The organism is Labrenzia sp. VG12, from assembly GCF_002237595.1.
Taxonomy (GTDB): Bacteria; Pseudomonadota; Alphaproteobacteria; order Rhizobiales; family Stappiaceae; genus Roseibium.
In genome coordinates this window covers 4582095-4607539 of the sequence record NZ_CP022529.1, presented here as the reverse complement: position 1 = coordinate 4607539, position 25445 = coordinate 4582095, and the positions used below count along the sequence as shown (strand labels likewise).

Genomic DNA, 25445 nt, shown 5'->3' with positions numbered 1-25445 from the left:
TTAGGGCAAAGAGGTTGTAAGCTGAAATGAATGGTTGGGAGCGAAGCAAATGATTAGAAACGCTGGATTGGTGGGCTTTGTAATAGCCCTGCTTGGTACATGTGGAACAGCAACAGCCCTGCCGTTTCCCGAAGGATGCAGGACACCTGGTGGTGTAGTGACCGAGATTTATGGGTTGGACACCGAAAAAGCGACCATGACTGGCAAACACACGTTACCCGACATAATTTGGTCCTGCACTGAGGGGCACGTGCACCAGAGCACAATGGAAATTGATGAGTGCGTCGAGTTTTACAAAGCTGAGGGCATTCTCGATGGCCCCACGCTCAGCGCTCAGGCAAATTGCCCGAAAGGGGCCGTTACAGTCACAGGAAACCTCACTGTTTTTCCAATCTATCCATCCTGCGCGAATGGTGGGTTCCAAGCGATAGAGGCTTTCAAACTGCTTTGCCCAAATGCAAGGATAAAGCTGCAGCAAGGCGAGTAATCAGGCCCATCTCGCATCTTACAATGGTTACCCGTCAAGGCATTCTTTTGATTGAATACGAGGTTAGACAATGTAGCAGCCATAGACGCTTAGGGCGACTTGGAACGCATCTTTGTAAGCGTTATTCAGTGGTCACATATTAATGAGAATGCTACCTCGCTATCTGCAATAAGGCCTTGCGAGAAAATGTTATCGCAGAAGCTAGCTTGACACTCAATTCTGGACTAAGATTATGAGATATATAATACTTTTTACCCTTATCTTTTTTGTTACACCTCATGCTCACGCGGAGAGTTGCGGGTCTTTGCGAGTGAAGTATAAAGCTTTTCGTGCACCTGATATGTCTTGCAACCGTGCTCGGGCATTGTGCAAAAGCATGTTGCCGACTGGCTCAAGACCAAACTCAGGGGCAAGGCACTATCCAGACAAGTTTGTTACCAATTGCACCACATTCGGAAACCAAGTTAATTGCGAGACACGTCCGGGTAACGATGGCGGCTTTGCAAGCGGTTTTGCGAAAGGGCTGCAGAACGGTATGAGGCGTGGCTCAAACCACCAATCCGAAAAAGCTCACATGGAAGCGTGCATGGGGAAACTTGGTTACACCGTCTGTATTTGGGGAAGGTGCAATTGAACGCTTTTAACCTCTCAAAGCTTGACAGACTGGCCGTATGAAAGTGTGGGCGCGTCTTTGTTTTCGCCAAAGCGATCATCAGGTTCTTTGAGATGGGGTTGACCGTTCCTCAGGTGGCTTCGATTTCTGGGCACTGTGATATGAAAATGTTGATGCGGTAGACACATGCTGACACGAGAAAGCTCGGAGCGGACTAGTGCCGCTGAGCAAGTCGGCCAGAGTTAGTTTTTTCATTGCCGAAGGTTCTCAAGTAGAAGCTCAATAATCTCTGTTGATTGACGGCAACTGTAAGTGTGGCTCTCACCCCACTGTCCATAGAACATACCCATAACTACCATGTAGTTAGTAAAACTCTTTAATTCTAAGTCGCTGCCAACCAAATTACCGTATAAAACTCTGTGTAACTCCTCATACTCGTAGCCTTGTGGAGCGCAAAAAATTTCGTGGTAGATCAGATGAGTAGCTGCAGAAACGAGATGGCGAACTTTCTCGGAGGGCTGGGCTATGGTTGGGTTGTTTGCGGCGAAAAAAACCAAAATCGAAAAAAATAACAAACACCTTAGCTTCATCCAATGCACCTCGCCTACTGACTTCGGTATTTATGTGTGCCCACCAAGCAGATTTCGATTTGGCCGAACTCAAATTTTTTTTTGGGGGCACCGAAAGCCACTCATTTGCAATAGCGATGTAGCATGTTTGACACCGCCGCTCAAAACCAATGCAACAGCGCGATTACAGTGGATTTGGCCTCTATGACATTAGCCAGAAATGTTTCGATTTCAGAGCTTCAAAGTCTAGCTTTCACTCAAGTCAACAAGATGTTTCTCACTGCAGGAAATTTCTAAACACTGGGCACCCAACACTATGTCTCCGCACCAAAGATTCTTCGGGAGCTTCGATTTGCAATGGACAAGCTGCAGCAGAGCAACCTTTACAATGAGCTGCTGACCTAACTGCCGCCCTAAAGACCAAACCCCTCATCTGGGAAAAGCAATTGACTTTTTGAGGCAGAACTTGGTGGCTTAGGCTGGCCGCTGATTGTCCAAGAACTTACAAATCTCTATGAAAGGGAACTCGCCTCAATAGAAAAAACCACTCCGACCAGTGACCGAAAAAGCTGCCCACTATTCCTAAAGTCAGTGGCAATGGTAGGGCTTACTTCCGGCGTGGCAACATTGCCCCCGAGGACTGTCTTTCCGGCAACCACCACCATGTGCATATGCATTTGTTATCAGCGCCGTTGTCATCAATGCAAAAACCAATGAATACAAAACCTTATTTTTAAACACCACCAAACCTCTGACTACTTTTTTGACCTTAACAGCTGGAGTGTAGCTAGACTGCAACGTGATGTACAATTTAAAATTGACATTACGGAGAACTACCTACCAAAAGAAGAGGCAGCGGTCAGTCAACGGCCGATAGTTAGATTGAGTTCAATCACACCAATTTGCCCGATACCCCTTGAACCACTTTTGGGCCAATCCCTCGGACAAAAGAACAGATCCAGCACGCTTACCACTTGGAAGGACGACCCAGACCAGAGGCCGCTTATATCTATCTCGTTGCCCAGAATCGAACACCTTTACTCCTGGCTGGTTCAACAACTCCTGCATACGTGCCTTTGCTGCCCTACCCAACTCGAGTTCTTGCTGGCATTTGGGACGAATAATCTCGGGAGTGTCATACCCTGAAACGAAGGGCTTTCCTGGCCCCATGTCCCGCATGTTCACGCCGTCGCATTTGACTGTGTCGCCATCGACCGCTGTTAGAGTGCTGCAGGTCAATAAGTTCGTATCGTCAGACTTCGATTCCTGATTCCAGAAATTGGCAACTTCATACAGCATTCCATCTTTAGGCAAATGCTCTCTGGAAACGAAAAACACTGAAATGATCAGAATGAACAAGAAGGGAATCAAGAATTTTCTCCGCCGCCGGGGTCGAAACTGAACCACGTTGGCAATCAATCGTTTTCTCAATTGAAGCAGAATCCCAAATAAGCGCTGGCGTAGCCTTTGAAAGCTATTGAAGTGGCCTCAATCGGCGGAAACCGGCACGTGATGATTATGCTGCTCCTGTACATACGATTTCCGCCCCCTCTAAAGCACCTCCATCTACCCTATTCGAAAGCATAAATTCTACTATTCCTCAAAAGATACCGGAGAAAATACTTCGTCAGCCGCTTCGAATAGATCATGATTTGGCATATATACTGCGGTTTCTAGCCCTACTTTCCATTTTATGAGCAATTTAAATACTTCACTTGGATACCCTTTTTCGTCAAACAATACGAGCTGATCATTGATTCCGACTTTGGCAAGGTCCTTGTTGTCCCGCAGTTCGTTGATTCCTGTCAGCCAATATTTCGCAATTTTGTTCGGACAATTGCATGAATCACATTGTTCACGGCTGGGCTTGGCTGCCAGCGCAGGCTTTTGGCAAAGAGGCCCATTAAATTCTACCGGAGGCTTCCTTCCGCCTTGGCAGGTTCGGCCCCACTCCTCACCATAGGTATAACCAACCTTGGTCCCAGCCGAGCCAATCGTATCGCACCACGGCGCATAGATTTCAGCGAGTTCTAGAACGGTAAGATTTTTTTTACCTCCCATTGTGTTCCGTTCAAACCATTGATACGCAGCGATAATTGACCATTTTGGATGCTCGAACACCGCATGACCATTGCCGGTACCAGCACCATCGTGCGCTCCGTTTTCACCCGATGGACCGGGAGTTCCGGACCAATTTCTTGGGTAGCGTTCATCGCCCGTTCGTTGCCAGAGGCAGCCGTAGTTGTTCATCTTCACACAACGCAAAAGATGGATATCTTTGGACCTAGAAAACGGCCTACGTTTCTCCAATTTTGAATATTGGTATCCGCCGCCAACCTTCTCAACATGTTTATAGACTTCTAGAAAGCTCTCGGCGTTCGTCTGCCAATTCTCACCTTCTGGAGGGGAAATTACCGTCCGATCTGCCATTGCAAATTCGATACAAAAAAGCAGGGCAAACGACGCCAACAAAAATCTCATGACACGCTCCTTGGCTGAGCAACAAATAAACTAAACCCTATGTAAGCATGTAACAGAACATCAATTTTTGATTGGGTAAAGGGGTAGTGGGTGGCTGATGGACGGCAAGGACGGTTGGGACAGCCCAAATAGGAGGTGCGTATGCCGATAGGTGAAATTGAAGGTGTGAACGTTGGTCAGGTATTTGATGATAGGCGCGCTCTCTTCGATGCCGGGGTTCATCGTCAACTGCAGGCTGGAATCGTTGGCAGAGTAAATGAAGGTGCAGAACGCATTTTTCTGTCCGGTGGAAACGCTGACGACAAAGATCTTGGATTGGATCTAAGGTGCTCAGCGGGAGCTACCTAAACGTGCCTAAGCGACACCATATTGAAGAAGAATTTCTCTCCTATCATCAATATCTTTTGATTTAATTGCATTTTTTAGTTGACAAACACAACCAAATATGCTACTATAAGGTGTAGAGTGACAGTTGCGACTGCTTCACTTTCCATTTTGCCGGGGAGTCCGGCATTTTCCTAAAATCCTATCTGCAAAGCGTCCCAAGCGTCCTAACCGTCCATTTTTTGGCGTTAGGGCCTTTGAGCGTTGCTGCGTATTTTTTTTGAAAGGTGATAGATGTTCACAATCGATCTAAATTCAAACCGGCGTATGGAGCGTCCCTTTTTTCTACACGACGGCATCGGTTATGGCTGCTGTTGGCTGAATGGAACTGATGCTAGAGGACGGCGGACACAAGCCAAGGTGGTTTTCGATGCCACTTTCCAGAACCTATATTCAGATCAGGAAATCGAAGGTCACAAGTTGCTGGAAGAGCTGCCATTCACTCTTGAATTGGCTGGAACGCCTACCCCTGACACCTACCTATCCGCCGAAGGGTACCATGCCCACGTAATCAACAAAAAGCCTCTTCCAAGCTACGCGGAGGTCTTCAGTGATGTCGTGAGGAACCTGGATGCCTTCATTGCCTTCCACGACGCCAGCGGAACACAACAAGAACAGACTGAAATGCTCGCGGCTTATGTCGTCAGCACATATTTGATCAACGAGTTTCATGCTGCCTCGTATCTCTGGTTCGGAGGAGAACGTGGATCAGGAAAAACTCAGGCCTCCATTGCTGCTTCGAAAATGGCCAGCATGGGAGTTTTCACGCAAGGAACATCGACGTTCGCCTCCCTGAGGGAGACAGCGGCTTTAGGCGGATTGATCTTCTGTGATGACTTCGAAAACTGGCGTGGGTTCGAACCGGACAAGAAAAACATGTTTCTATCAGGTACGACGCGCGGCGCTTCAATCTCTCTGAGGCGTCAAGGCCAAAGGGAAGGTGATTGGGTAACTGAACATGTACCAGTCTACTGCCCTAAGGGGTTCTCTGCGATCTCGAGCCCGGATGACGTCCTAGCTTCTCGTTCCATTTTTGTCGAGCTAAGGCGATCTGATGATGGAGAAAGGACAGGACGGTCTCCAACCAACGTGGCGGATTGGCCAGTTGACCCTATGTTGGTTCGGGATTGGCTCTGGCTTCATACGGTTCAACTCCTCCCCAAAGTCGAAAGCGTCAGAAAGGATATTGAAGGAAGAATCGATTTAAGCGGCCGAGACCGAGACAATCTGCTTCCCTTGCTAACCGTAGCGAGGCTAGTCGAACTGAGCAGCGGAAGAGATGGGTTGGTAGACCGGCTGCTAGATCTGGCGAAGCGTAACGCGGATCAACGCGAGTCTTTGATGCCTCCGAGCGAAAATGAAGTTCTGATACGCTGTTTGCAAAGCCTGATGACGACTCGAAATGCAGGTCCAATTCCGACTAGTGACATTCGAGGTGCGTTCGTTAGGTACTGCGAAAATCAGGACATTAGCGAGCATAGCTATCTAGAAATCAGCCCCATGCGCATTGGCCAGATGTTATCCCGTCTAGGTTTCAACCCATCAGCCTCGCACCGGAATAGACGCAGCTGGATGATCTCTGAGACGGATGTGCGGAAGGCTTGTGTAGACCAAGGGATAGTATTTCCTGAAGCGGACGATGCCGAAGTTGAGCAATTGGCACCTAGCTCCACAATTTTTGAGATTTGGAAAACCGACGCCCATTATGATAGCGCGAGCAACATAGCGTCTAAACCCGCCGCACCTTGGGACTAATGTCCTATGTGAATTCCCCCGGGCTGAGCCCGGGGAGTTCAGTCGCACGCAGATCTCATCCAATGACGCTTTTTCGAATTCATTTAAACACTCACGATAGGGCAACTGATTTGTAGGCAATAGGCAGGTTCCAGTTGTCAATTTCGTTTGCTACTCTCGCGTGAGTAAGTTGAGGACGACAACAATAGCGAAAACACGATGCAGGTAATTCTAACAGCCATTTATCTTTTGGTTTTGAGCGGCTTTGCGACACTTCATTTGACTTCAGCCTTTGCAGCTGAGTTCGACAAGATTGACCTCCCTGGCGATTATCCCGATTTCGTCACACTCAAAGGCGAAATTAAACTGGGCGATTCTGAGAGATTTATCGAAGTCATCGGCGACAGTTCCAAAGTGACGGTTATACTGGAAAGCCCCGGCGGTATCGTGAAAGATGCCCTCGAAATTGGGGCAGAGATCCGACTTCGAAATTATGCCACAATGGTTTCTGCTGACACTGGGTGTTACTCGGCCTGCGCCCTAATATGGGTTGCTGGGGCACGAAGATATATGGACCCTAATTCGGAAATTGGTTTCCACGCTGTTTATCACGAGGAAAATGGAGAACTCCGGGAAAGCGGGATGGGGAATGCTGAAGTTGGCGCATTTCTAACGCATCTCGGCCTGCGAATTGAAGCTATTAGATATTTCACCCTAGCAGGACCCAAGGACTTGCTACTGTTGAGTCCTGATAAAGCTCGATCACTAGGAATAGACGTGTTCGAGCAAAGCGGTTCAGATTTCATTACACCTCAGCAGGCACCGACTGTTGATGAATATGCCAGTCGCTTCTCACTCTATCTTATTCTCGGTCAAAGATGCTCACGCTACTTTGGGACCAACTTAGAATTCGCAAAACGTCACGCAATCAGAGCAGCGGAAACTGCCGCAGGAATGGTCTCGAATGAAAGCTGGATTGAACTCTGGATGCGCGAGGGTGAAGTCAACAAAAGGCGACTGCAGGAAATGGGTTCGTTGGCCTTTTGCTTGGACCTGGAATCCCGTTTTAGATTGGCCGGCCTTGACACCGGAATTTATGGCCCCAGCTTTGACTGCCGAAAAGCGGCAACACAAACCGAAATTGCGATTTGTCGCACCCCTTCGCTTTGGGCGCCAGACAACGCTAATGCGGCAATTTATTTTTGGATGATGAACAACGTAGATGTTGCGACAAAAAAGAGAATTCGTGGGGTCCAACGTGACTGGCTGCAATATCGAAATACGTGTGGCGGCAATGATGCCTGCCTTATTGAGGTTTACGGCACCAGACTTAGAGAACTCGGAGAGATAGAGCTGCCTGGCTGAATTGCCAAATTGTGCTCCCCCACAAAAGCTTGCCCCCTCTCTGAGGGGAATTGTGGTTCGGTACTTCTAGGCCTAAGGAATCTCACTCGCTTACAACTACCCGAAATTTTGCCGTCGTTGTCTTGAAAAGATACAATTCGGTAGTTGCCAAAAGCTTCAACGCGTCTTCTGTGATTGTTTGAGCAGATGCTCCCGGCTGCACCAAGATCATCTCGAATTCGATTTTTGCTCGCCTGGCTTTTTCCTTAAAATAGGCTAGCTGCTTCATGTCTCCTTTGAGGAAGCGTGTGTAACCTTCGCGAGCCCAAGTCTCCTGTCTGCGCTTTAGGTCGTGGTACAGCGTTGGCAGACCGGCATGTTTAGCGGTAATGCTTTTTTGTGCCTGTCCGCAAACGGTATAAAAGTTGCGAATATCCTGCGAAACACGCCCTTTGTATGCTCCTTTGCAATGCACAAGACAAAGCTGGATAGTGCTCTCATCAACGTCTTTGAGGCAAACAAGGTCAGCAACCTCACCACTCCCGTCGTCATTGAAAATCACATCAAAGTCAGTCTCTAGGTTTTTGAAAGTCCGGAATTGGATTGTTGCCTTATCGCCGACTTTGTGCATGGATTCCTTATTGAGCGGAATGCCATTCCAATCCCATGTTTCAAGTTTCTCCCTTTCAAACAACCCAGCGTCTAATTTCAATGGGATATGATAACAATTGTACGAGAACGTACCGTCTGCATATCTGATGATGAAGGGATCTTTTTGTAGGTACTCCTCCATCAAAATCGCCTCATCCCGCCCCTTTCGAAACCTACAAACTGGCCCAGACAAGTGGTCATGCCGATAGCCACCAGGCAGATTTTCATCGATATTAAGAGCGTACTCTGACACCCCAAAATCGCTCGCGATGCGCACAATAATTGGGCCGCCTTCTTCATATTCGCCTAACTCAAGATCGATATTGAATAACGGCACTTCTTTTCCGTCGAAACGCACAAACTGATGATCGTTAAAGCGGATCTGAGCCTGCTCGCCCCACTGCACCGAGATTGGCCAGGAAGTGTGTGGCTTTGACATCTTGATAGGACTTAGGAAGTCGTCGACTATGTTAGTTCCTGTGCCAATTTCGGCAGTGACCTTACTCCATGTGGATGAGGTCCAAGCAATCCAATCCGAAACGGTTCCTGATTTCTGTTGCCAAATCTTTCCGCGCCGTTGAGTGCCTCCCCACAAAACGCGATCACCATTTTCGTAGCCCAAACAGGCAATGTTGTTTAATTCTGACTCTGCTTTTTCGATACTAGCCAGCCCCTCTGTTACGTTGGGGCCGAAGTAGGAAGTGAAGCTAATAGCGCCCATCCTTGACGAGCCCAAGCTCTTCACAAGCGGCAATTCAACATTGTTCAGGATCTTGAAGATAGGCGTACCAGACACGAGTTGAGCTTTGTCGCCCGTAATTGCTTGGGCCATCCGCTCAGAACGAAGTGCATTGTAATCGCTTGCATAAAGCGCAAGGTAATTCAGTTTCTTGTCCCAGCGAACAATCAAGAGGTCGTAGATCGTGTTCGCTACGTTCTGATAGTTACCCCAATTTACATCTGCAACCCTACATACAACGGCCACAAGGACATGCTCTTTGTCACTCAACGCGTGCCAAGTTTCTGCCCCATTCGGTAGGACCGATTGGTAAGCTAACGGAGTCCAACTGGAACAAGTTGTCCTGAAAAACTGACCTGACAAAGCTGGTCTCAGATTCCAAAGTGACAAGTTCTCATGAAGGTCGCCAGTCTCTTTTAGAGCAAAAACAATGTCCTGCAGGCGGAGCTCTTTTTCTATGCGGTCTTCACTTAAACGCTTTATCAGCCGGTCCCAATCGGCTCCTTCAGCGTAGAGGTCTGCAAGTTTCGTTTCGGCTTTTTGATCCGCAATATTTGTCACGACAGTTGCTTCGCCGATCTCTGACTCATTGCCCTTACGCGTGAATCGACCGACGAACTGGAGTGTAACTGCAAGCGATTTATGGGTGTCGTGCAATGCAGCGATTTTTAAATTTGGCAGATCGAAACCCTCACCGAGCATATCGACACAGACAACAATTCTGGTGCCACCATCAGTTCGATCGAGAAGTTTGCTTAGTGCTTCGGAATTTGCCTTAATCCTTCCGGGCCCCGAATAGACCAAGACTGGTTTTAGGTCGGCTGCCAACCGTTGATAGATTGAGAAAATTTCCTCCGCTCGTTCCTTGGTCCGGGTACGAGCCATTAAAAGATGGTCTAGCTTGCGTTCATCTCTATCGCGTCTCAAAGCTCGAATAGCTTCTTTAGCAATTGCCTCATCTCGGATTGATTGCTCACCATACTCTTCTATCGTCACGAGATTGATAGGGCGGTAATAGCCCGCGTCCTGCGCATCACCCAATCGATAGTTAAATATTATCTTGCCATCGATGCGTTTTGAATCGCGACGGAATGGCGTGGCAGTAAATTGCAATATTCGCTTTTTTTCAAAGTGCTTACGCACTTTTTGCCATGTGGAAGCCGTTATGTGGTGCGCCTCGTCAACCATCAAATCTGAGCAACTTGAAGCCAATTCGACCACAGCATTGGGATTGGAGCTCTCTAGCGAGTTAGGAAGTGCAACGATGACATTCGCCTGGCTTACAAGCTCCTTAGCTTCGTCAACGGACCTAATGCCTGTAGAAACTACCGCGACTTTTGGCCTTGCCAGTTCATGAGGAATGACCCCAGCTTGAGAAAGCACACCAAGTGAAATGAATTTCTTTGAAATCTGGCTTCGTAACGCGTCACTGGGCACAATTACCAAGGTGCGTTTGAGCTGCCTATAGACCTGTGTTGCAAGCATTGTTTCAGTTTTGCCGGTGCCTGTTGGCAAAACCACGGTGGCAGCCTCATGTTCATTGCCAACTGAAAAGTGTGCTGAAATCGCATGTAGCGCACCAATCTGCGGAGCTCTGAGCCCGGGCAATTTTTTCTCTTCGTTTTCCGTTCGAAAACTAAAATGGCCATCCCAACTGGCTATAACTTCATCAGGAGTATTTGCATACCGCTCAAGAATCCCGAAGCTGTCCCATTCTAACGACAGGGTGCGAGGTAAATTTTTAAGATCGATTTCTTCAGTCGAAATTAGAACCGGTAGGTCTGTATTGACCCGCCGTGCACCTTTCTTCCGCATTAGAAAATTGTTGAACGGAGCATTCAGTTCCGCCTCGATTAGTTCATGTCCCGGAAACTCTGCCGAGTACATTTTCGCCTTTGTGGTGGCGCCAAGAAAAACGCGTTGAAACACCGTGTTCCCGCCAACCTTGGCTCTCCTTTCAGGCAATTCTGGAACTGAAATTTCTCCAAACCAATGAGGAATCATGCCCGTGCAACATCCTGTGTTTATGGAAACTCTAAATACAAAAAGATCGACATTTGTCTCATCGAGTTTCAAACGCCAATGGAATCGATTCGTTAGAAGTTTAAAACATTACACCTATTAGATGTGAGAAGTAACCTCGATGGGTTTCTCAGACACTGGCCTTTTTGGTTTGGACAAGTTCTAGAAAAGCAAAAATACCTAGGGGTTATGTACAAAGCCCCCACCCCCAGGGGCATCAGCATCCTCCCCCCTTCGAGTTAACAGAGTAATCTTGTAAAAAGACGGGGGCGGAAGTCTGGGAAGCTGGTGTCTACACCGGCACACTCCTGGCACAACACGGGCACACCAAACGTCCATAACACCCGTTGCGAAGCGATTCAAAAGATCGTAGACTGCGTTCAAGCAGCTGTTTTCAAACAGTCTTTTGTGTCTAGGCCGCGAGGCCGGTTGGATAGAGCGCTGCCCTCCGAAGGCAGAGGCCAGAGGTTCGAATCCTCTCGGGTGCGCCATATTTTTCAAAGACTTAGCATCATTTGATCGAATGTGGTTTTTCGAAAAGTAACCACCGGTTACACTCCCAGCGCGTCCGCTCCAGAACGGCGTTCATTGTCGACTGGACACCGGCGACCAACACCTTATCCGATGCAGTCTTGCGCAGTGCTTCTGCGGTTTTGGCAATCGAAGCATGTAGTTCGGTGTCGCCTCTCTCACCAACCAGGTAGTCGCGAGTGTATTCCTCCAGCAAGCTGCTGAGCATCTGTACGCAGGCTTCGCGTTCCCGCTGGGTCAGTTCGGCCGGTCCGTCTTCCATCTCGACAGGTGACGCTTAAAATTTGCAGGAGCCAACCGGAACGTCCCGTCCTCGCCGGGCGGTGCGTTTCGGGCCTTGCGCCGCGCTTATGGCATGTGGCGGGGGCCCTTCGATCCGCCTCATCCGCGCTCTTCAGGACAAGATCGCGGCCGGCGGCGATAGCGACATGGCCGCCGGCCGCGACATCGGTGTTGGTTTGAAAGATCTCAGAAGGCTCTCAGGGCACTGCTGGCGGGCCGTGCGGTCCGCAGCACCAAACGGCAGCCGGACCACCTCTCCCGTTAGCGCTAGTTCGTGAACTGCACCGGCCGACCGATTTTCGCCAGCGCTTGCTGCGCCCTCGCCTTCGCCTCGGGGGTGGTCGCTTCACGGGTCACGATCACCCTGGCGTTTGAAAACAGCGTTTCCTTTTTGATCACGCTGATCCGCAACGTACCGATGTGGCGAACCTCTCCCTCCTTCACCGAGAAGGTCGGCGCCAGGGCCTTCTTCAGCTTGTCGGTTCCGACAAGGATGTCGGCCCAGTTGCCGCCAAGCTTCACCACCGACGTGCCGCACTTGACGGCGGTGATGCGATAGGTACCCGGCTTCACAACCGCCGTATCCTTCCACAGACCAAGACTGACAACTGCGCCGTTGGCAATCAGCTGATGCTCCTTGGTCGCAACATTCACCATCGAGATCGAGCTGCCACCACAATACCTGTCTTCGAAATAGACATCGCCAACGATAACGGTCTTGCCGCTTTGCAGCGTCTTTTCAAGCTTTTGCGCCGTGGTGTCGTCGACCGTTTTCAGCGTGTTTCCTGTGTCCGTCTGACAGGCGCCGACAATCAGACAAAGGGATGCAAATAGAAGCTTTTTCAAGGGATTTTCCTTTGGGAGTGGAGGATGAGGGCCGTCTCGGTGGAGGCCGGAAGGCGACTGGCAACGCGAGCATTTCCCTGCCGGCATGTAGCCAGGTGTCGACGTGAGCGTTCGTTTTCGAGACAGCGAAGAAAGGATTGCCGCCACCGGACAGGGCCGGAGGCGCATACCCGGTGCTCACTCCAATGCCGCTATGACGTTAGTCTGAGACGCGAATCAAAAGCAGATGGACCTCGGTCAAGGCAGTGTCATACCCTGCTTCCCAGAGCCGAAGAAAATGTTCGAAATCTACCGTTGTATCCATGAGTGGTGCGCCAAGGTACCACTGAAGGTCATAGGAATTTGCGGCGCCGTAAAAGGCTTCCAGCAAAGCATCCATGATCGGCCCATGGACTGACCATTTCTCATCAAAATAGTCGCCCAACACGACCTGTTTCTCGCGATTGGGCCAATCCGCCTGAGCTGCCTGTTCGAAGTCGGCGACCGAACCTGTAACAATCGGCGTAACCCGGTTGGTGAGTGCCATCAGATCTCGTTCGCCGAAAGCCTCGAAGGCAACGGACTTTTCGACAAGGTCTTTCATGGCGAGCGCACAGGCTTCGATTTCTGAAAGCAGTGTTTCCCGTTTACGCCTCCTATGCCAGGCTGCGCGGAAACGCGAAATTCGCTTTATCAGCTGATCTGAGCGATCGAAGAACCGGAGAAGCTGGGCCAGTGCCTCTTCATCATAGTCTTGATGAAAAAGAGCCAGAAAATGCGACTTATCGAATTCGGCAGTGCCTTCGCAGAAGTTCTTCCAGTTCGTCAGCAACGCAGGCATCGCCACCCCTTTTTCCAGACACCTGACTGTGCCTTGCTGGGTCGGGACCCCTTCCTTGAACTCATTCAAAATCGAATTTTTCAATTTCTATCGGACCAAGCAATTGAATCCCCTCGGCAGCTCTTTTCCGAACGCCAGAATTGACGACGTAAAACACCGATTTCACTTTGGAGAAGTCTATCATCGAGACCAGATTCTCTTCTGGATTGAAGGGCAGTAACTTGCGAAAAAACTTCGCATCAAAATCAAAAGTCTCGTATTCGCCAGGCGAATAAATCTCGAAGCTGCCCGGTTCCACATAGTCACAACCAAACACCTGTTCGAATTTCGAAAGCCGCTCCTCATGCTCCGGATCGATGTCAAAAAACGCCCTCATCTCCTCAGCTGACAGCACGTTTGAATAACCGAGATAGACTGTGTGCATACTTTGACTCAGCTTGACTTGACCGTGTTTGCAATGTCGGACCATCTACGAAAATCCGGGATTCGCGACAATTCTCCCAAGGAAATACCAAGTCGGTCTCGGCTCGGGCAAGCGATCTTCGTGGCCAAGGCCACAGGTTCAGTTGTTCATGCAACTGTGGCTTGATCACCGTTCACAGAGTCAAACACAGCACCCGTGACACCGGCATCTTCAAAACGCCTTTTAGCTTCCTCGCTCACGATAATGGAACCGAGGTGGTTCTTGAGGCGGAAAATGTGATGGTCGCCTGTTTTCGACGGGTCTATGACCAAATTGAAGAATCCGCGGTACTGTCCCGCCTTGTCCGGTCGAACAGGATCGTTTTCTTCATACTTCTGGAACTCGGATCGTTCTTCGTCCACGCAATCGATCTGCGTTTCGATGATCATCACAAAATGATCTTGATCCACCTGTTTGTTTTCGATCTTAACGGGTTCCAGAACCACGTGATAATAGGGCTCGTCAACTTCGGGCAATCCTATCAAAGAATTCTTCGCTTTGATGCTAAGCACTGGGACACCAAAAGCTGCACTCTCATTGCTATCTAATTCTTCACCGTCTTGAATGACATCTATTGTATATTCCCCCGGCTCCATAAAGTAAGGAGTGGGGTCGCAAAGAAGCCAGTTGTCCACATCATGCACATCACCCAGCGTCCGTTTACTGGCGCTGAACATATCTGAACGAAGTAAATATTATTTCATTCTCTATTTCGGGCGCTTCAATCAACCATACTTGCAATATGTCGCCAGTTTTCTGCTTGGCCGGAGGAGCCAATTTCTGAAGCCAATTCGAAAATCGTATTTGTGGGGTCACCGATTTCGTCGAGAACGATTTGATCCAGGGCGCTTGCCAAAACTACGAAACTTTCGAACGAATTCGCCAGAAACTTCACACTCGCATCAGGCGCTGTGGTGATATCAACAAAGTAAACTGAACCCCCTTCATGTTCGGAGGTTGCTTTTTCAACGCCAATAATATCGGCATCAAAGCCAGCCACATTGAGCAAATTGTTGGGAAGCAGCGGATTTTGAAATTCGCCGTTCAGCATTTTCAAGGAATTGCAAATGCTCTTGCTGTCACCCGGGCATAAATCAAAGAAACCCAGTGTAACACCCTCAACCGAATACCGATTCACAAAATCTACATAGCTTTTTGGAAGACTTAAATCGCTGGCGACTTGTTTCAGTCCCTCCACTGGTACCGCTCGCTTCTTCAGAACGGAAGCTCCAAAGGAACTGAACTTTTTCTCCTGCCCTGAATAGAAGTCTAATGCTTCATTTATTGTCTTGATCATAGCCGTTACCTTGGAGGGTGCCAATACGCGAACCCAGGCGAATTGTTGTGTGCCCCACGTGGAACAGGAATAGCGTATTTCCCGTAATCCATGTGATGGTGCACGAGTTGCTGGCCCCGAAAGTCCTTATGTTCAGGGAATACCTTTAACCAGTCATCGTCAACAATAGGCGCTCTCTTGCTGGCAACTGCGGCCTGGTTCGCAAGACTCAAGCCATTGTTCGGCATACTCAACCAAGCGGTCCAGAACTGGCGACTGTTTCGAATGCCACCGTTTGCTGTCGCTGACCCGCTAGTGAACGCCGACGTATCGACCGAAAACGACGGCGCCGGCCGGCCTGGGTGAGAAGGATCAAATCGAACTTGGTAAACTGATCCAGGATCGACCGTACCTTTGGGAGCGGAATAGGAGTTTGCAAACCTCTTTGCAACCGAAGGACCTACTCTGGAAGCAACATTTGAAATGGCCTTTGCAAGCGCTGTTCCTGCTACCGCCCCTGTCGCATTTCCGATCAGTTCCTCGGCCTGGACAACCGCAATGTACTGAGACCAGGACATGCCCGTGGTATCAAAGCCCAGCGAGCTTTCTGTCGGCGGTGTCAACTTCAGGAATGTTGCAACATGCAACTCTTCCTGGCCAATGGTGTTGTAGAGCTTGAGGACCGTCTGGTTTTTGGTGTCCTTGCAGCTTGCTGCCTCGCAGTGCAATGCGTCATTTGCAAGCTCGAGCATCAAGATCGTGTCATAGGACAGCCCTGAGACACTTTCGATGTCCCATTTTGATATCGATTTCAGTTGCGCGCGATCGGCAACCGGCAAGTCTGCAAAAATGCGCGCCGCCAATGCAGCCTTCGCGTAGGCTTCAACACCCGGATCAAGGTTTTCGCAGTACTCTACAAGTTCAGCCAGGGTCTCCCGCTTAACGCCGATCATGAGATCTTCAATCGCGGTCTGAGAGCAGTCAGCAGCGTATGCCGTAGAGACAAACCAGTTGAGCGGGTTGTATCGATTTTGGCCTTGCCTACCTCCACAGGCCGCCAAACGCCTCAGAATTTCACGTTGCTGTGGCGAAATATTCAGGTCTCCAATGGCATTGCCAACTTTTGAGAGAACCTTCCCAATTTCTCGCACCGACGTATCGCTGACGTAAAACTCAAAGCCCTCGTCCTTCTGCGACGTGACGACCACGACCGCGTCCGGATCGCGATTTATGTTGGCGAGCCGGGTTTCCGTTGTGGTGTTGTCTTCCGCGGCCTCCAGCTCTGCTTCTTCCCGCAGGGCTTCGGCGCGGGCGGTGTCGCCGTCGGCCTCGGCCTCGTCGGCCATGGCCTCCAGGTCGGCGGCCCTGACGCCGTCGCCGTCGCCGTCATGGACGATGACCGTGCCCTCGCCGATCGTGGCCCGGGCGACGCCCTCGGTCTCGGAGTTGGAATAGGCGCCTTCCACGGTGAGGCCCGGGGTGGTCTTGCCTTCCGGGTCCCGGCCGACATTGACGCCGACCGAGCCGGAGAGCTGGCGCCCCTTGCGGTGCAGGTCGAGATCTTCCGTCTCCAGGCGGTCGGTTTCGAGCGTCATGTCGCCGGAGCGCGAGGCCAGGACGCCGCCGGTGAGGGACGTGGTCTCGCCGACCCTGACGTCCAGCCCGTTCTCGGTGACAATGCCGGAAGGCGCGTCCACCCAGGCGGTGCTGCTGGAGCCTTGAGAGCCGTTGACACTGCCGGAGACACCAAAGGACGGGCCGGCGCCGTTCGGACCCAGTCCGATGCCCACGGAGACCCCCGCGCTGTAGCCGCTGCTCTGGTTGGAGCCCTCGGCGGTGTCGAGACGGCTCTCTATTTCCAGGTTGCGGCCGACATCCAGCGTGGCGCTGTCCGCCTCGACCCGCGCCCCCTTCAGGGCAAGATCGCGGCCGGTGGCAATGGCGACATGGCCGCCGGCGGTGACATTGGTGTTGGTGTGGAAGGTCTCGGCATGTTCATAGGAACTCTGCTGTCCGGACACGTCGAGCCCGACCCCGAGGGACGCCCCGCCGGCGCCCACCCCGAACGTCACCCCGAGACCGACCGAGGCGCTGGAGCTGTCGCCCTCGAAGGCCATCCGGTTTTCCGCCGATTCCAGGCGAATGTCCCGGCCGGCCGCCAGCGAGATGTCGTTGCCGGCATCGATCTGGGCGCCCTTCGCGGTGATGTCACGGCCGGCATCCAGGCTGAGATTGTTGCCGGCGGAGAGCGTCGCGGTGCGGGCGATGGCGCTTGACTCCGACGAACTGCTCCTCTCGCTGGACACGCCGATGCCGACACGCACGCCCGCCACCGTGCCGCCGCTGGCGATGGCATTCAGCTGGTTGAGCGCGTCGACGGCCTTCAGCCCCGCGGAAACCGCGGACAGCGCCTGGTAGCCGAGATTGCCCCGGCCCGAGGTGGCCATGCGCGGCACGTCGGCGAGGGTCTTGAGCGGACCGGAGACGTTCTCGAAGGCGCTGACGGAGAGTGCGAAGGTGTCGACCTTGTGGCTTTCCGAATGGGCGTAGAGATCGTGCACGGCCTCCAGCCGGATATCGCGGCCAGCATCCAGGCGCAGATCGCTGCCGGCAGCCACCGAGGCGGCCTCGGACACCACGTCGCGGCCGGCGGAGATGGTCACGTTCTCGCCGGAGACGGCCGACGTCACCTGGGTCACGCTGGCGGTGTCGTAGGTGTGGGCTTCCGAACGGTACCCCGCGGCAAAGCCCGCGCTTGTGGTTTCGGCAAAGAAGCCGCGCTTCTTCTCGACACGGTGATCCTCCGCCGTGTCCTCGGCCGCTTCCAGGCGCACGTCCCGGCCCGCGGACAGCGTCACGTCGGCCTGCGAGGTGACGGCCGATCCGCTGATGACGACGTCCTTGTTGTCCGCCGAGATCTCCAGGTCTCCCAGCGCGGTCACCATGGACCCGACATTGGTGGTGGAGGACGTTTCCCGCGTCTTGGAACTGGCCGACAGGAACCCGCTCTTCTTCCTGGAATCGAACGTCTGCGCCGTTTCCTCCAGGGTGCCGATGTCGACGCTCTCGCCGGCGTTCAGCCGGGCGGTGCCATCGCTGGCGATCAGCCCGCCCTTGACCTCAAGATCGCGCGCCGCCTCGAGATCGATCGCTTCGCCGGCCTGGATGGTCGCACCGGAGACACGGGTCTCGCTCTGGCTGGTTTCGTACCTGTTGCTGCCGGCCTGGCCCTTCGCCTCGAAATGCCGGTCCAGCTTCAGCCCCGAGACCACAAGGTCGCGGCCGGTCCTGATGGACAGGCTGCCGCCGCTGGACAGGTCGGCACCGGTCACGCGCGTGTCCTGACCGCTGAGGATGTCGAGGCTGTCCTCGGCAACCACCGCGCCGCGCTCAAAGGCCCAGGTGCCGGTGGCGGTGGTGCCGTTGCCGGTCTGCCGGGTCGCGGTCTCGATGGTCACCGTTTCCCCGGACAGGGTCACGTCGCGCCCGGCGATGGTGCCGGAGCGGTTCAGCAGCGCGCTGCCGGCCCCGGCGACCAGGGTCTCGTCCGCCATGAGCGTGCCGCGCACGTTCCTGATTTCGGCGGCATCGAGCGAGACGTTGCGCCCGGCGATGACCGCGCCGGTCCGGTTGCGCGCCGACGTGGAGGCCAGGTAAAGGCGGGGCGACAGGACCTCGACCCCGTTCACGACCTTGCGCTCGTACCAGACGATGTCGCTGGTCAGCAGAGCCACCTGGTCCGCGCTCAAGGAAACGCCGGCGGTCAGGTCGAGATCGGACGCCGCCACGGCGGCATTGTCGATCAGCTGTTTCATCTGGGCCGCGTCATTGGCCGTGTCCGAAGTCAGCCAGCGGCGCCCCGTTGCCATGCGCACCTGGTCGGCGATGTAGCGGCTTTCAAAGAAGGGATCGCCGAGCGAACGAATGTGGCTGCCGATGTCGGCAATGCCGACCGTGTCGAGGAAATACTGCGAGCCGTAGAAGGAGCCGTGATCGATGAACTCGAAGCGGGTTTCAAACAGGAACGGGCTCGTTTCCGGGGCGTCGCCGAACAGCTGCCTGTTGAAGCGGTAGGTGGTCGGGTCGAAGAACGGCACCGGGGCGCCGTCGGCATCGGAGGTCAGCGGAGAGGTGCCGTCCAGGCTGGTCGTGAAGGACGGTCCGTTGTCGCCAAAGGCCGCGGTGGCGCCGCCGTTGACCTGCACGATGGTGCTGTCCAGGTTCGACAGCTGCAGGGTTTCGGGCGTGGACGGCGAGCCGGCCTCGTTGGTGAGCGTTCCGGTCAGCGTGCCCGAGAGCGTGCCGCCGGCATGGATCGTGCCCGGCGCGGCGCCGATCGTCTCGGCGGAGAGGGTCCGGTGGCGGTTGCCGTTGTCGAGAAAGCGGTGATTGGGCGCGAAGCCGAGCGTGCGGCTCTCGTAGGAACTCCAGCTCTGCTCGACGGTGATGACACGGGTCAGCGTCTGGCCGGTGTTGACCAGATTGTCGCCGTCGATGGTCAGGTTGCCGGCGGCGACGATCTCGCTGGCCTCGTTCTGCAGCGTGCCGACCTCCAGGACCATGTTGCCACCGGAGGCCGCGATGCGGGCGACCGGGTCGAGATATTCCACCTGGTCTTCGGTCACGTGGATCGTCACGGTGCCGCCGGACGGCGCCGCCCCGTCCTCGTCGGGTGCCAGCATCAGCCAGTCGTCATAGGTGCCGTTGTCCGGGTCGAATTCGGCGATCCGGGTCGGCGCGTATTCCTTCCACCAGTTCTGGTCCCAGTCGTCGGCGGAGGCGTTCTTGTCTTCCAGGATCTCGGCGATCTTGTCCGGATGCGGGGCAAAGACATATCCGCCCGGGCCGCCGCCATAGTCCCAGAACTGGCCCCAGTCGCCGATCCCGCCGGCAGCCCAGTACTTGTCGAAGCCGCCTTTCAGCCAGTCGGGCGGGTAGGCGCCGGTGACCATTTCGTTGGCGAAAGAGGTGGTCGACGTGGTGAAGGTGACATCGGTGAGGTTCTGGAGTAGCTCCGCCCGGAGGACGACATCGCCGCCGAGCGCCTCGATCACGCCGCCCTTGTGGTTGACGATTTCCGTGGCCTTGGTCCCGGCCGTGCGGCCTTCCAGCGTCAGGCCGTTGGCGGCCAGCAGCAGGCCGCCGTCATTGTCGAGGGTTGACGTGCGCACGCTCAGGCTGTCGCCGGCATAGATGGCGCCCCGGTTGGTCAGGTCGTCCATGTCGTCGAAGAGCGCCGCCCCGTTGGCGATCACCCGGGCGCCGTCGGCGACGCTGGCCGTGCCGCCGCGCACGGTCAGCCCCCCGGCTGCCTCCAGGCCGCCGGTCACGCTCAGCGCCCCGGCGACGCTCAGCACACCGTTGCCGTTCACGAACAGGGTGCCGGCAATGTCGAGGTCATTGACGGAGAGATCGAGCGTGTTGGCGGCTTTCAACCCCTGCGAGGAGGCCGCGATGGTGGCCGTGCCCGAGATGTCGCCGGATATGTCGCCGGCCTCGACCAGGGCGTTGCCGCCGCTGATCGACAAGGTGTCGAGGTCGAGCGCCAGGGCGCCAACTTCCAGTTCGCCGTATTGGCGCCAGTCGCCCGCGCTGATCCGCGTCAGGTCGCCGGATTGAACCCGTGTGCCGCTGGAAATGTCGAGCCTGTCGGACGCGCTCAGGGTGATGGTGCCGAGACCGTCCAGGGCCGCGCCGTCGCCGGAGACACCGGCCAGAACTGCGTCCCCCGCCAGATCGATCACCGGTGCGCCAAGGCCAATGTGGCTGCCGGCATTGACCTCGGCCCCCGACGACACGGTGATTTGCGTGCCGCCCGACAGGTCAAGGTCGCCCCCGGAATAGAGCATGGCCCCGGAAGACACGGTGACCGCGCCGTCGCTGGAGGCCACATCGAGACTGTCGGCGACCGAGGCGTTGCCGAGGACGGCGTCCCCGGTGGTGCGGACGGTGTACTGCCCGGCAAAAATGTCGGCGGCCTGGTCCAGCGACCCGGCGGTCACCGAGAGAGCGTCGCCCGCGCGCACGCGGCTTGCCGCCGACAGGCTGGCCGCCGCGTCCACGGTGATGTCGATCGCGCCGGTGTCGGCGAGCAGCGTGCCGTCGGAGCGCATCCCGGCGAGGAGTTCGTCCGCCTGGTGGTCCAGCGACCCGGCGTTGAGGCTGATATCGCCGGCAGCGCCCAGCACGGCGCCGCTCTCGGTTTGCAGCGTTCCGGCCGCATCCAGCGCCATGTCGCCCGCCGCGTAGAGGACGGAGCTGCCGCCGACGGTGACATCACCGCCTTCGGAGGTCACGCTGAGACCGGTGTCCGAGGAGACGGTGCCGAGCGTGATGTCACTGTCAGCCGTCGCCGCGTAGGACCCGGCGACTGCCGCGCCGGACTGGTCGATAGCGCCGGCGGCGAGCGTCAGGGCGTCACCGGCGACGAGGCGGGTGTCTTCCGAAAAATCCGCAAGGCCCGTTGCCGTGACCTCAATCGCGCCGGTGCCTGCGGCAAGGCTGCCGTCGGACTGCAGGCCGGCGAGCAGGTCCGAACCGTCATAGTCGATGGAGCCAGCGGACAGCGCAAGGTCGCCGCCACTGCCGACCAGGGCCCCGGTGCCGGCGGTGAGAGCGCCCGCCGCCTCAAGCGTCAGGCCGCTGCCCGCGTAAAGGGTCGCATCGTCATTGATGGCGAGAGCCCCGCCGCTGGAGCGCACTTGTGCGCGCGTGCCGGCAGACACGTTCGAGATGACGATGTCACCGGTGGTCTCGACCTCGTAGACATCGGCAAAGGCCGTGCCGAGCTGCTGGAGAGACCCCGCCTGCAACGTCAGATCCGAGCCAGCCCGAAGGCTCGTTTCCTCCGAGAACTGCGCCAGGCCCGCGGTTTCGATCTCGAGCGCCCCGGCGCCGGCGATCAGGCTGTTGTCCGCCGACAGACCGGCCAGAAGTTTCGCCCCCTGGTAGTCGATCGTGCCGGCGGTCAGGGCAATGTCGCCACCGCTGGCGATCACGGCGTCCGTTTCGGTCTGAAGACTGCCGTCGACCTGAAGCGTCAGCCCGGAGGCGCCGTAAAGCGTCGCCCCGGTCGCGACGCCGAGGTCGCCGCCGGCGGCAAGCGTCAGGCTGGTGTCGGCACTGACATCGGCAAGGCGCATGTCGCCCGCGGCGTCGGCCGAATAGGTGTCCGCGTAGGCAGTGCCCAGCTGGGTCAGCGCGCCGACGGACAAGGCCATGGCGGCGCCGGCCCGCAGGCGGGTTGCGGCGGAGAAATCGGCAAGGCCCGTCGTGGAAACGGTCAGCGAGCCGACACCTGCAGCCAGCGTGCCGTCCGTGTTGAGGCCCGCGAGCAGTTCGGCGCCGTCAAAGTCAATGGTGCCGGCCTCGAGGGCCACATCACCGGCAGCACCCAGAACGGCATTTTCCGCCACCGCGATCCCGTCGCCGGCCCGGAAGATCAGGGTCTCCTCGCCATAGACGGACGCATCCTGCCCGACTTCGATGGAGCCATTGACCGATTGCGCCTGGAGGGTCTGGCGGGCGGAGAGCGTGCCGCCCAGAACCAGCCGGCCGTCCGCGGTGATCTGGAAATCGCCGGTGGCCGCGGTCGCCTGGTCGGGTGCGCGCACGCCGACGCCGTCTTCGGTGCCGATCAGCTTGATTCGCCCGGCATACATGCCACCGAGCGCACTGGAATCAATGGCGAACTCCGGCTTGTCGCTGGCGGACCCGGCGCTGGCCTCGACGGTGCGGTCGTCATAGTTGAAGCTGTTGCGCCCGGCGAATATTCCGAGTTCCTCGCCGCCATGGATCTGACCGTTGATCTCGACGGCGCGGGAGACGATGTCGAAATAGTCGGTGGTCTCGGCGGCGAGGCCGTCCGCGCCGATGGTGACCGTGCCGCGCTCGACGGTAAACCCCTGCAGCCTGCCGGCATCAACCACTGGCACACCGGTCGTCAGGGTGGCCCGCGGAATGTTGATGAAACCGCAGCCGTTGCAGGTGATGCCGTTCGGATTGGCGAGAATGTAGTCGGCCCGGCTGCCGTGAATTTCGGTCGCGCCCTCCAGCAGCGAGCGGTTGGAGGAGGTCACCTCGTTCAGGATCGTGGTCGCGGGACCAGAATTCTGAAGATTGGGGTTGCCGGCGATCAGGCCGCCCAGCCGGCTCTGGCCGACAGTTCTGGAATTGTTGATGACAAGGCCATCCGGCCCGACATTGAAATCGGTGAACTTGTTGTGGGAGAGGCCCTGCGCGTTGGGGGTGGCGATGTTCTCGATGGGCACGCCGTTCGGCGCGTCGATGATGGTTGGCCGGTTGCCGGCAGGTGCACTGACATCGGGTGTCAGCCCGCCGGCGACCGCGGGCAGGGAGGACTGGACCAGAAAAACCGCACAGAAAACACTGTTCAGAACCGACTTGATCATCGTGAAACGTGCCTAGAACCTATGGGAGATGCCGATGCGGAAACGCAGGAAACCGTCGTCCGCAGGCTTTAGAAAACTTGGATGGACGAGGGCTTTCTCATAGGCCACCTCGCCGCTCAGAATGCCGCCGCTCAGCCGCAGGCCGACCACGCCGCCCATCAGCTCGCCGCCTTCCAGGGGATCGTCCGCATCCTCGACGACCGCGCCGGCATCGAGCGCTGCGAAGACCTGCGGCGTGCCAATCACTCGTTGCAGACTTTCCGGTGTCTTCGCCGCAAAGGCTGGCACGAGGGAGAGCTCGAACTGGCCATAGCCGCCGGCGTCCCCGGACAGGCTGACATCCCGGAACCCGCGCACCGAATAGGGCCCGCCGATGTTGACGCGCTCGGAGGCAAACAGCGTATCCGGCGACCAGGACGCGTAACCGGTCGCCTGTACCGACAGGCGGCCGAGCCGGTTCTTCCAGACCCGCTGGTAGAACCCGGACAGGGTCGCCTGCGTGAATTGCGCCACCGGGGTTCCGCCGGACTGGTTGGTGTCGGACTGGGCGGCAAAGGCGTCGAGGCCGCGCTTGACGGCCACGCTGGCCTGGCCGAACCCGCCGGCAATGCGTCCGCTGATCCCTGTGGAGGCCTCCACCACCGCCAGCCTCTGGCTGGAGGCGTCGATGAAGATGTCTTCGATGTAGTTGGTGGCTTCCTTCAGGGTGAAGGCCGTGCCGGCACGCCAGGTGTAGCGTCCGGTGCGGTGCAGGATCCGGTCGAGTTCCACCCGGCCCTCCCAGCTCAGCCCGTCATAGCTGTAATCGCCCGAGGCGCTGTCGAGGCGGGAGTAGTATTCCAGGTAGGAGCCGCTCAGATTGAGCGTGAAATAGTGCCACGGGACGGACAGGTAGCCGTTGATCGAACGCGAATAGATCTGGTCGTCCAGACGGTCGAGCGAACTGCGGGCGGAAACGGTCAGCCGCTCGTGCAGGCCGAGCACGTCCTCGAAGCCGACAATGCCGTTCCATTGGTGCCGGCCCGTGCTGGTGGACCCGCCATTGTCCAGCGAGGCCGAGGCTTCGATCGCATAGCTGTCCTCGACCTCAATGGTGACGATGCTCTCGCCGACGCCCCTGCCGGGTTCGATGCGGATGGTCGCCTGTTTCGAGCCGAGCCGGTTGATCTGTTCCAGACCCTGCTCGAAATGGCGGATGTTCATGATCCGGCCGGTCCGCTCGCCAAAAAGCTGCCAGCCTCCCCGGCGCGCCTTGCCGTTCTCGAGCAGGCGAACGTCCGAAACCGCGCCTTCCACGATGAGGACACGCAGTTCGCCGGCGCCGATATCCTGCGGCTGCAGATAGGCGCGCGAGGTCACGTATCCCTTGTCGATGTAATAGTTTGTCGCCAGTCTGAGGACGTTCTGGATGTCGGCAAGGGTCAGACAACCGCCCTGCCGGCCCTCGACAAGCGTTTCCAGCCGGCGCGCAGGGATGCGTTTCGCGCCGTCAAAGACGATCCGGTTGACCTCGAGGCACGGCCCGTCACCGCCGGATGTTTCCGGCAACAGGTCGGGCTCGCGCAAGGACGGCTCCGACGAGCCGCCTAGGAATTCCCCGCGCTCGCGGCGGCGGCGCTGCTCCTCGCGCTCGATGATCTGACGCTGCTCGCGCACGATATCGTTGAGGCCAGCCGGTGCCTGGCCCTGGGCCGGCGCCACCGACACAATCGACGCGGCGCACAGAACCGGCAACACGCAAAGGCAAAGATGCCGGGCACCGCCGGCCAGAAAGGACATTACCCGCATGGTG

General features: G+C 55.9%; 15 protein-coding genes and 1 tRNA gene. 5 read left to right on the top strand and 11 right to left on the bottom strand.

All coding sequences use genetic code 11. The features are described from left to right. Positions 1–49 precede the first annotated feature (49 nt). Complete coding sequence (locus CHH27_RS21340; protein WP_157739029.1) at positions 50–487, top strand: hypothetical protein; 438 nt, start codon at positions 50–52, stop codon at positions 485–487. 2070 nt (positions 488–2557) lie between these two features. Here the strand turns inward: CHH27_RS21340 and CHH27_RS21330 are convergent. Both CHH27_RS21330 and CHH27_RS27770 read right to left on the bottom strand, forming a co-directional pair. Further along, positions 2558–3040, bottom strand: a complete 483-nt coding sequence (locus tag CHH27_RS21330; RefSeq protein WP_371681761.1) for a thermonuclease family protein — start codon at positions 3038–3040, stop codon at positions 2558–2560. A gap of 222 nt (positions 3041–3262) precedes the next feature. Then, complete coding sequence (locus CHH27_RS27770; RefSeq protein WP_157739028.1) at positions 3263–4150, bottom strand: hypothetical protein; 888 nt, start codon at positions 4148–4150, stop codon at positions 3263–3265. 141 nt (positions 4151–4291) lie between these two features. On the opposite strand from CHH27_RS27770, the gene CHH27_RS28665 reads away from it, so the two are divergent. From CHH27_RS28665 to CHH27_RS21315, 3 genes are all read left to right on the top strand, one after another. Next, the gene (locus CHH27_RS28665; RefSeq protein WP_094073382.1) at positions 4292–4498 is read left to right on the top strand and encodes a YDG/SRA domain-containing protein; all 207 of its coding nucleotides are present in this window, start codon (positions 4292–4294) and stop codon (positions 4496–4498) included. Positions 4499–4768: 270 nt separating this feature from the next. After that, on the top strand, positions 4769–6289 hold the full coding sequence (locus CHH27_RS21320; protein ID WP_094073381.1) for a hypothetical protein: 1521 nt from the start codon (positions 4769–4771) through the stop codon (positions 6287–6289). A gap of 198 nt (positions 6290–6487) precedes the next feature. Further along, a complete protein-coding gene (locus CHH27_RS21315; protein WP_094073380.1) occupies positions 6488–7633 on the top strand; it encodes a hypothetical protein in 1146 nt (381 codons plus the stop codon). Between the two features lie 82 nt (positions 7634–7715). Here CHH27_RS21315 and CHH27_RS21310 read toward each other — a convergent pair whose 3' ends face one another. Next, the gene (locus tag CHH27_RS21310) at positions 7716–11006 is read right to left on the bottom strand and encodes a DEAD/DEAH box helicase (RefSeq protein WP_094073379.1); all 3291 of its coding nucleotides are present in this window, start codon (positions 11004–11006) and stop codon (positions 7716–7718) included. Between the two features lie 437 nt (positions 11007–11443). Here CHH27_RS21310 and CHH27_RS27765 point away from each other — a divergent pair. After that, positions 11444–11515 (top strand) — tRNA-Arg (locus CHH27_RS27765). A 20-nt stretch (positions 11516–11535) separates the two neighbouring features. Here CHH27_RS27765 and CHH27_RS21305 read toward each other — a convergent pair. The 8 genes from CHH27_RS21305 to CHH27_RS21270 all read right to left on the bottom strand — a co-directional run bounded on the left by CHH27_RS21305 (position 11536) and on the right by CHH27_RS21270 (position 25441). Then, entirely contained in the window at positions 11536–11817 is a 282-nt protein-coding gene (locus CHH27_RS21305) for a hypothetical protein (RefSeq protein ID WP_094073378.1), read from the bottom strand. Positions 11818–12104: 287 nt separating this feature from the next. Beyond that, complete coding sequence (locus CHH27_RS21300; RefSeq protein WP_094073377.1) at positions 12105–12683, bottom strand: hypothetical protein; 579 nt, start codon at positions 12681–12683, stop codon at positions 12105–12107. 199 nt (positions 12684–12882) lie between these two features. Beyond that, positions 12883–13587 carry a hypothetical protein gene (locus CHH27_RS21295; protein WP_157739027.1) on the bottom strand — a complete coding sequence of 235 codons (705 nt, stop codon included), beginning with the start codon at positions 13585–13587 and terminating at the stop codon, positions 12883–12885. Next, positions 13565–13927 (bottom strand): hypothetical protein, encoded by a 363-nt coding sequence (locus tag CHH27_RS21290; RefSeq protein WP_094073375.1) that lies wholly within the window; start codon positions 13925–13927, stop codon positions 13565–13567. Before CHH27_RS21290 ends, CHH27_RS21295 begins: the two co-directional genes overlap by 23 nt. Before the next feature lie 146 nt (positions 13928–14073). Continuing rightward, positions 14074–14610 (bottom strand): imm11 family protein, encoded by a 537-nt coding sequence (locus CHH27_RS21285; RefSeq protein ID WP_198338266.1) that lies wholly within the window; start codon positions 14608–14610, stop codon positions 14074–14076. Between the two features lie 77 nt (positions 14611–14687). Further along, positions 14688–15263, bottom strand: a complete 576-nt coding sequence (locus tag CHH27_RS27760; RefSeq protein WP_157739026.1) for a hypothetical protein — start codon at positions 15261–15263, stop codon at positions 14688–14690. A 5-nt stretch (positions 15264–15268) separates the two neighbouring features. Further along, on the bottom strand, positions 15269–23653 hold the full coding sequence (locus tag CHH27_RS21275) for a hemagglutinin repeat-containing protein (RefSeq protein WP_094073372.1): 8385 nt from the start codon (positions 23651–23653) through the stop codon (positions 15269–15271). A 12-nt stretch (positions 23654–23665) separates the two neighbouring features. After that, positions 23666–25441 carry a ShlB/FhaC/HecB family hemolysin secretion/activation protein gene (locus CHH27_RS21270; protein WP_094073371.1) on the bottom strand — a complete coding sequence of 592 codons (1776 nt, stop codon included), beginning with the start codon at positions 25439–25441 and terminating at the stop codon, positions 23666–23668. Positions 25442–25445 lie beyond the last annotated feature (4 nt).

Bases quoted from the DNA above. Each gene is read 5' to 3' on its own strand.
- CHH27_RS21340 (WP_157739029.1), top strand. From the start codon at position 50: ATGATTAGAAACGCTGGATTGGTGGGCTTTGTAATAGCCCTGCTTGGT.
- CHH27_RS27770 (WP_157739028.1), bottom strand. From the start codon at position 4,150: ATGAGATTTTTGTTGGCGTCGTTTGCCCTGCTTTTTTGTATCGAATTT.
- CHH27_RS28665 (WP_094073382.1), top strand. From the start codon at position 4,292: ATGCCGATAGGTGAAATTGAAGGTGTGAACGTTGGTCAGGTATTTGAT.
- CHH27_RS21320 (WP_094073381.1), top strand. From the start codon at position 4,769: ATGTTCACAATCGATCTAAATTCAAACCGGCGTATGGAGCGTCCCTTT.
- CHH27_RS21315 (WP_094073380.1), top strand. From the start codon at position 6,488: ATGCAGGTAATTCTAACAGCCATTTATCTTTTGGTTTTGAGCGGCTTT.
- CHH27_RS21310 (WP_094073379.1), bottom strand. From the start codon at position 11,006: ATGATTCCTCATTGGTTTGGAGAAATTTCAGTTCCAGAATTGCCTGAA.
- CHH27_RS21305 (WP_094073378.1), bottom strand. From the start codon at position 11,817: ATGGAAGACGGACCGGCCGAACTGACCCAGCGGGAACGCGAAGCCTGC.
- CHH27_RS21290 (WP_094073375.1), bottom strand. From the start codon at position 13,927: ATGCACACAGTCTATCTCGGTTATTCAAACGTGCTGTCAGCTGAGGAG.
- CHH27_RS27760 (WP_157739026.1), bottom strand. From the start codon at position 15,263: ATGATCAAGACAATAAATGAAGCATTAGACTTCTATTCAGGGCAGGAG.
- CHH27_RS21275 (WP_094073372.1), bottom strand. From the start codon at position 23,653: ATGATCAAGTCGGTTCTGAACAGTGTTTTCTGTGCGGTTTTTCTGGTC.
- CHH27_RS21270 (WP_094073371.1), bottom strand. From the start codon at position 25,441: ATGCGGGTAATGTCCTTTCTGGCCGGCGGTGCCCGGCATCTTTGCCTT.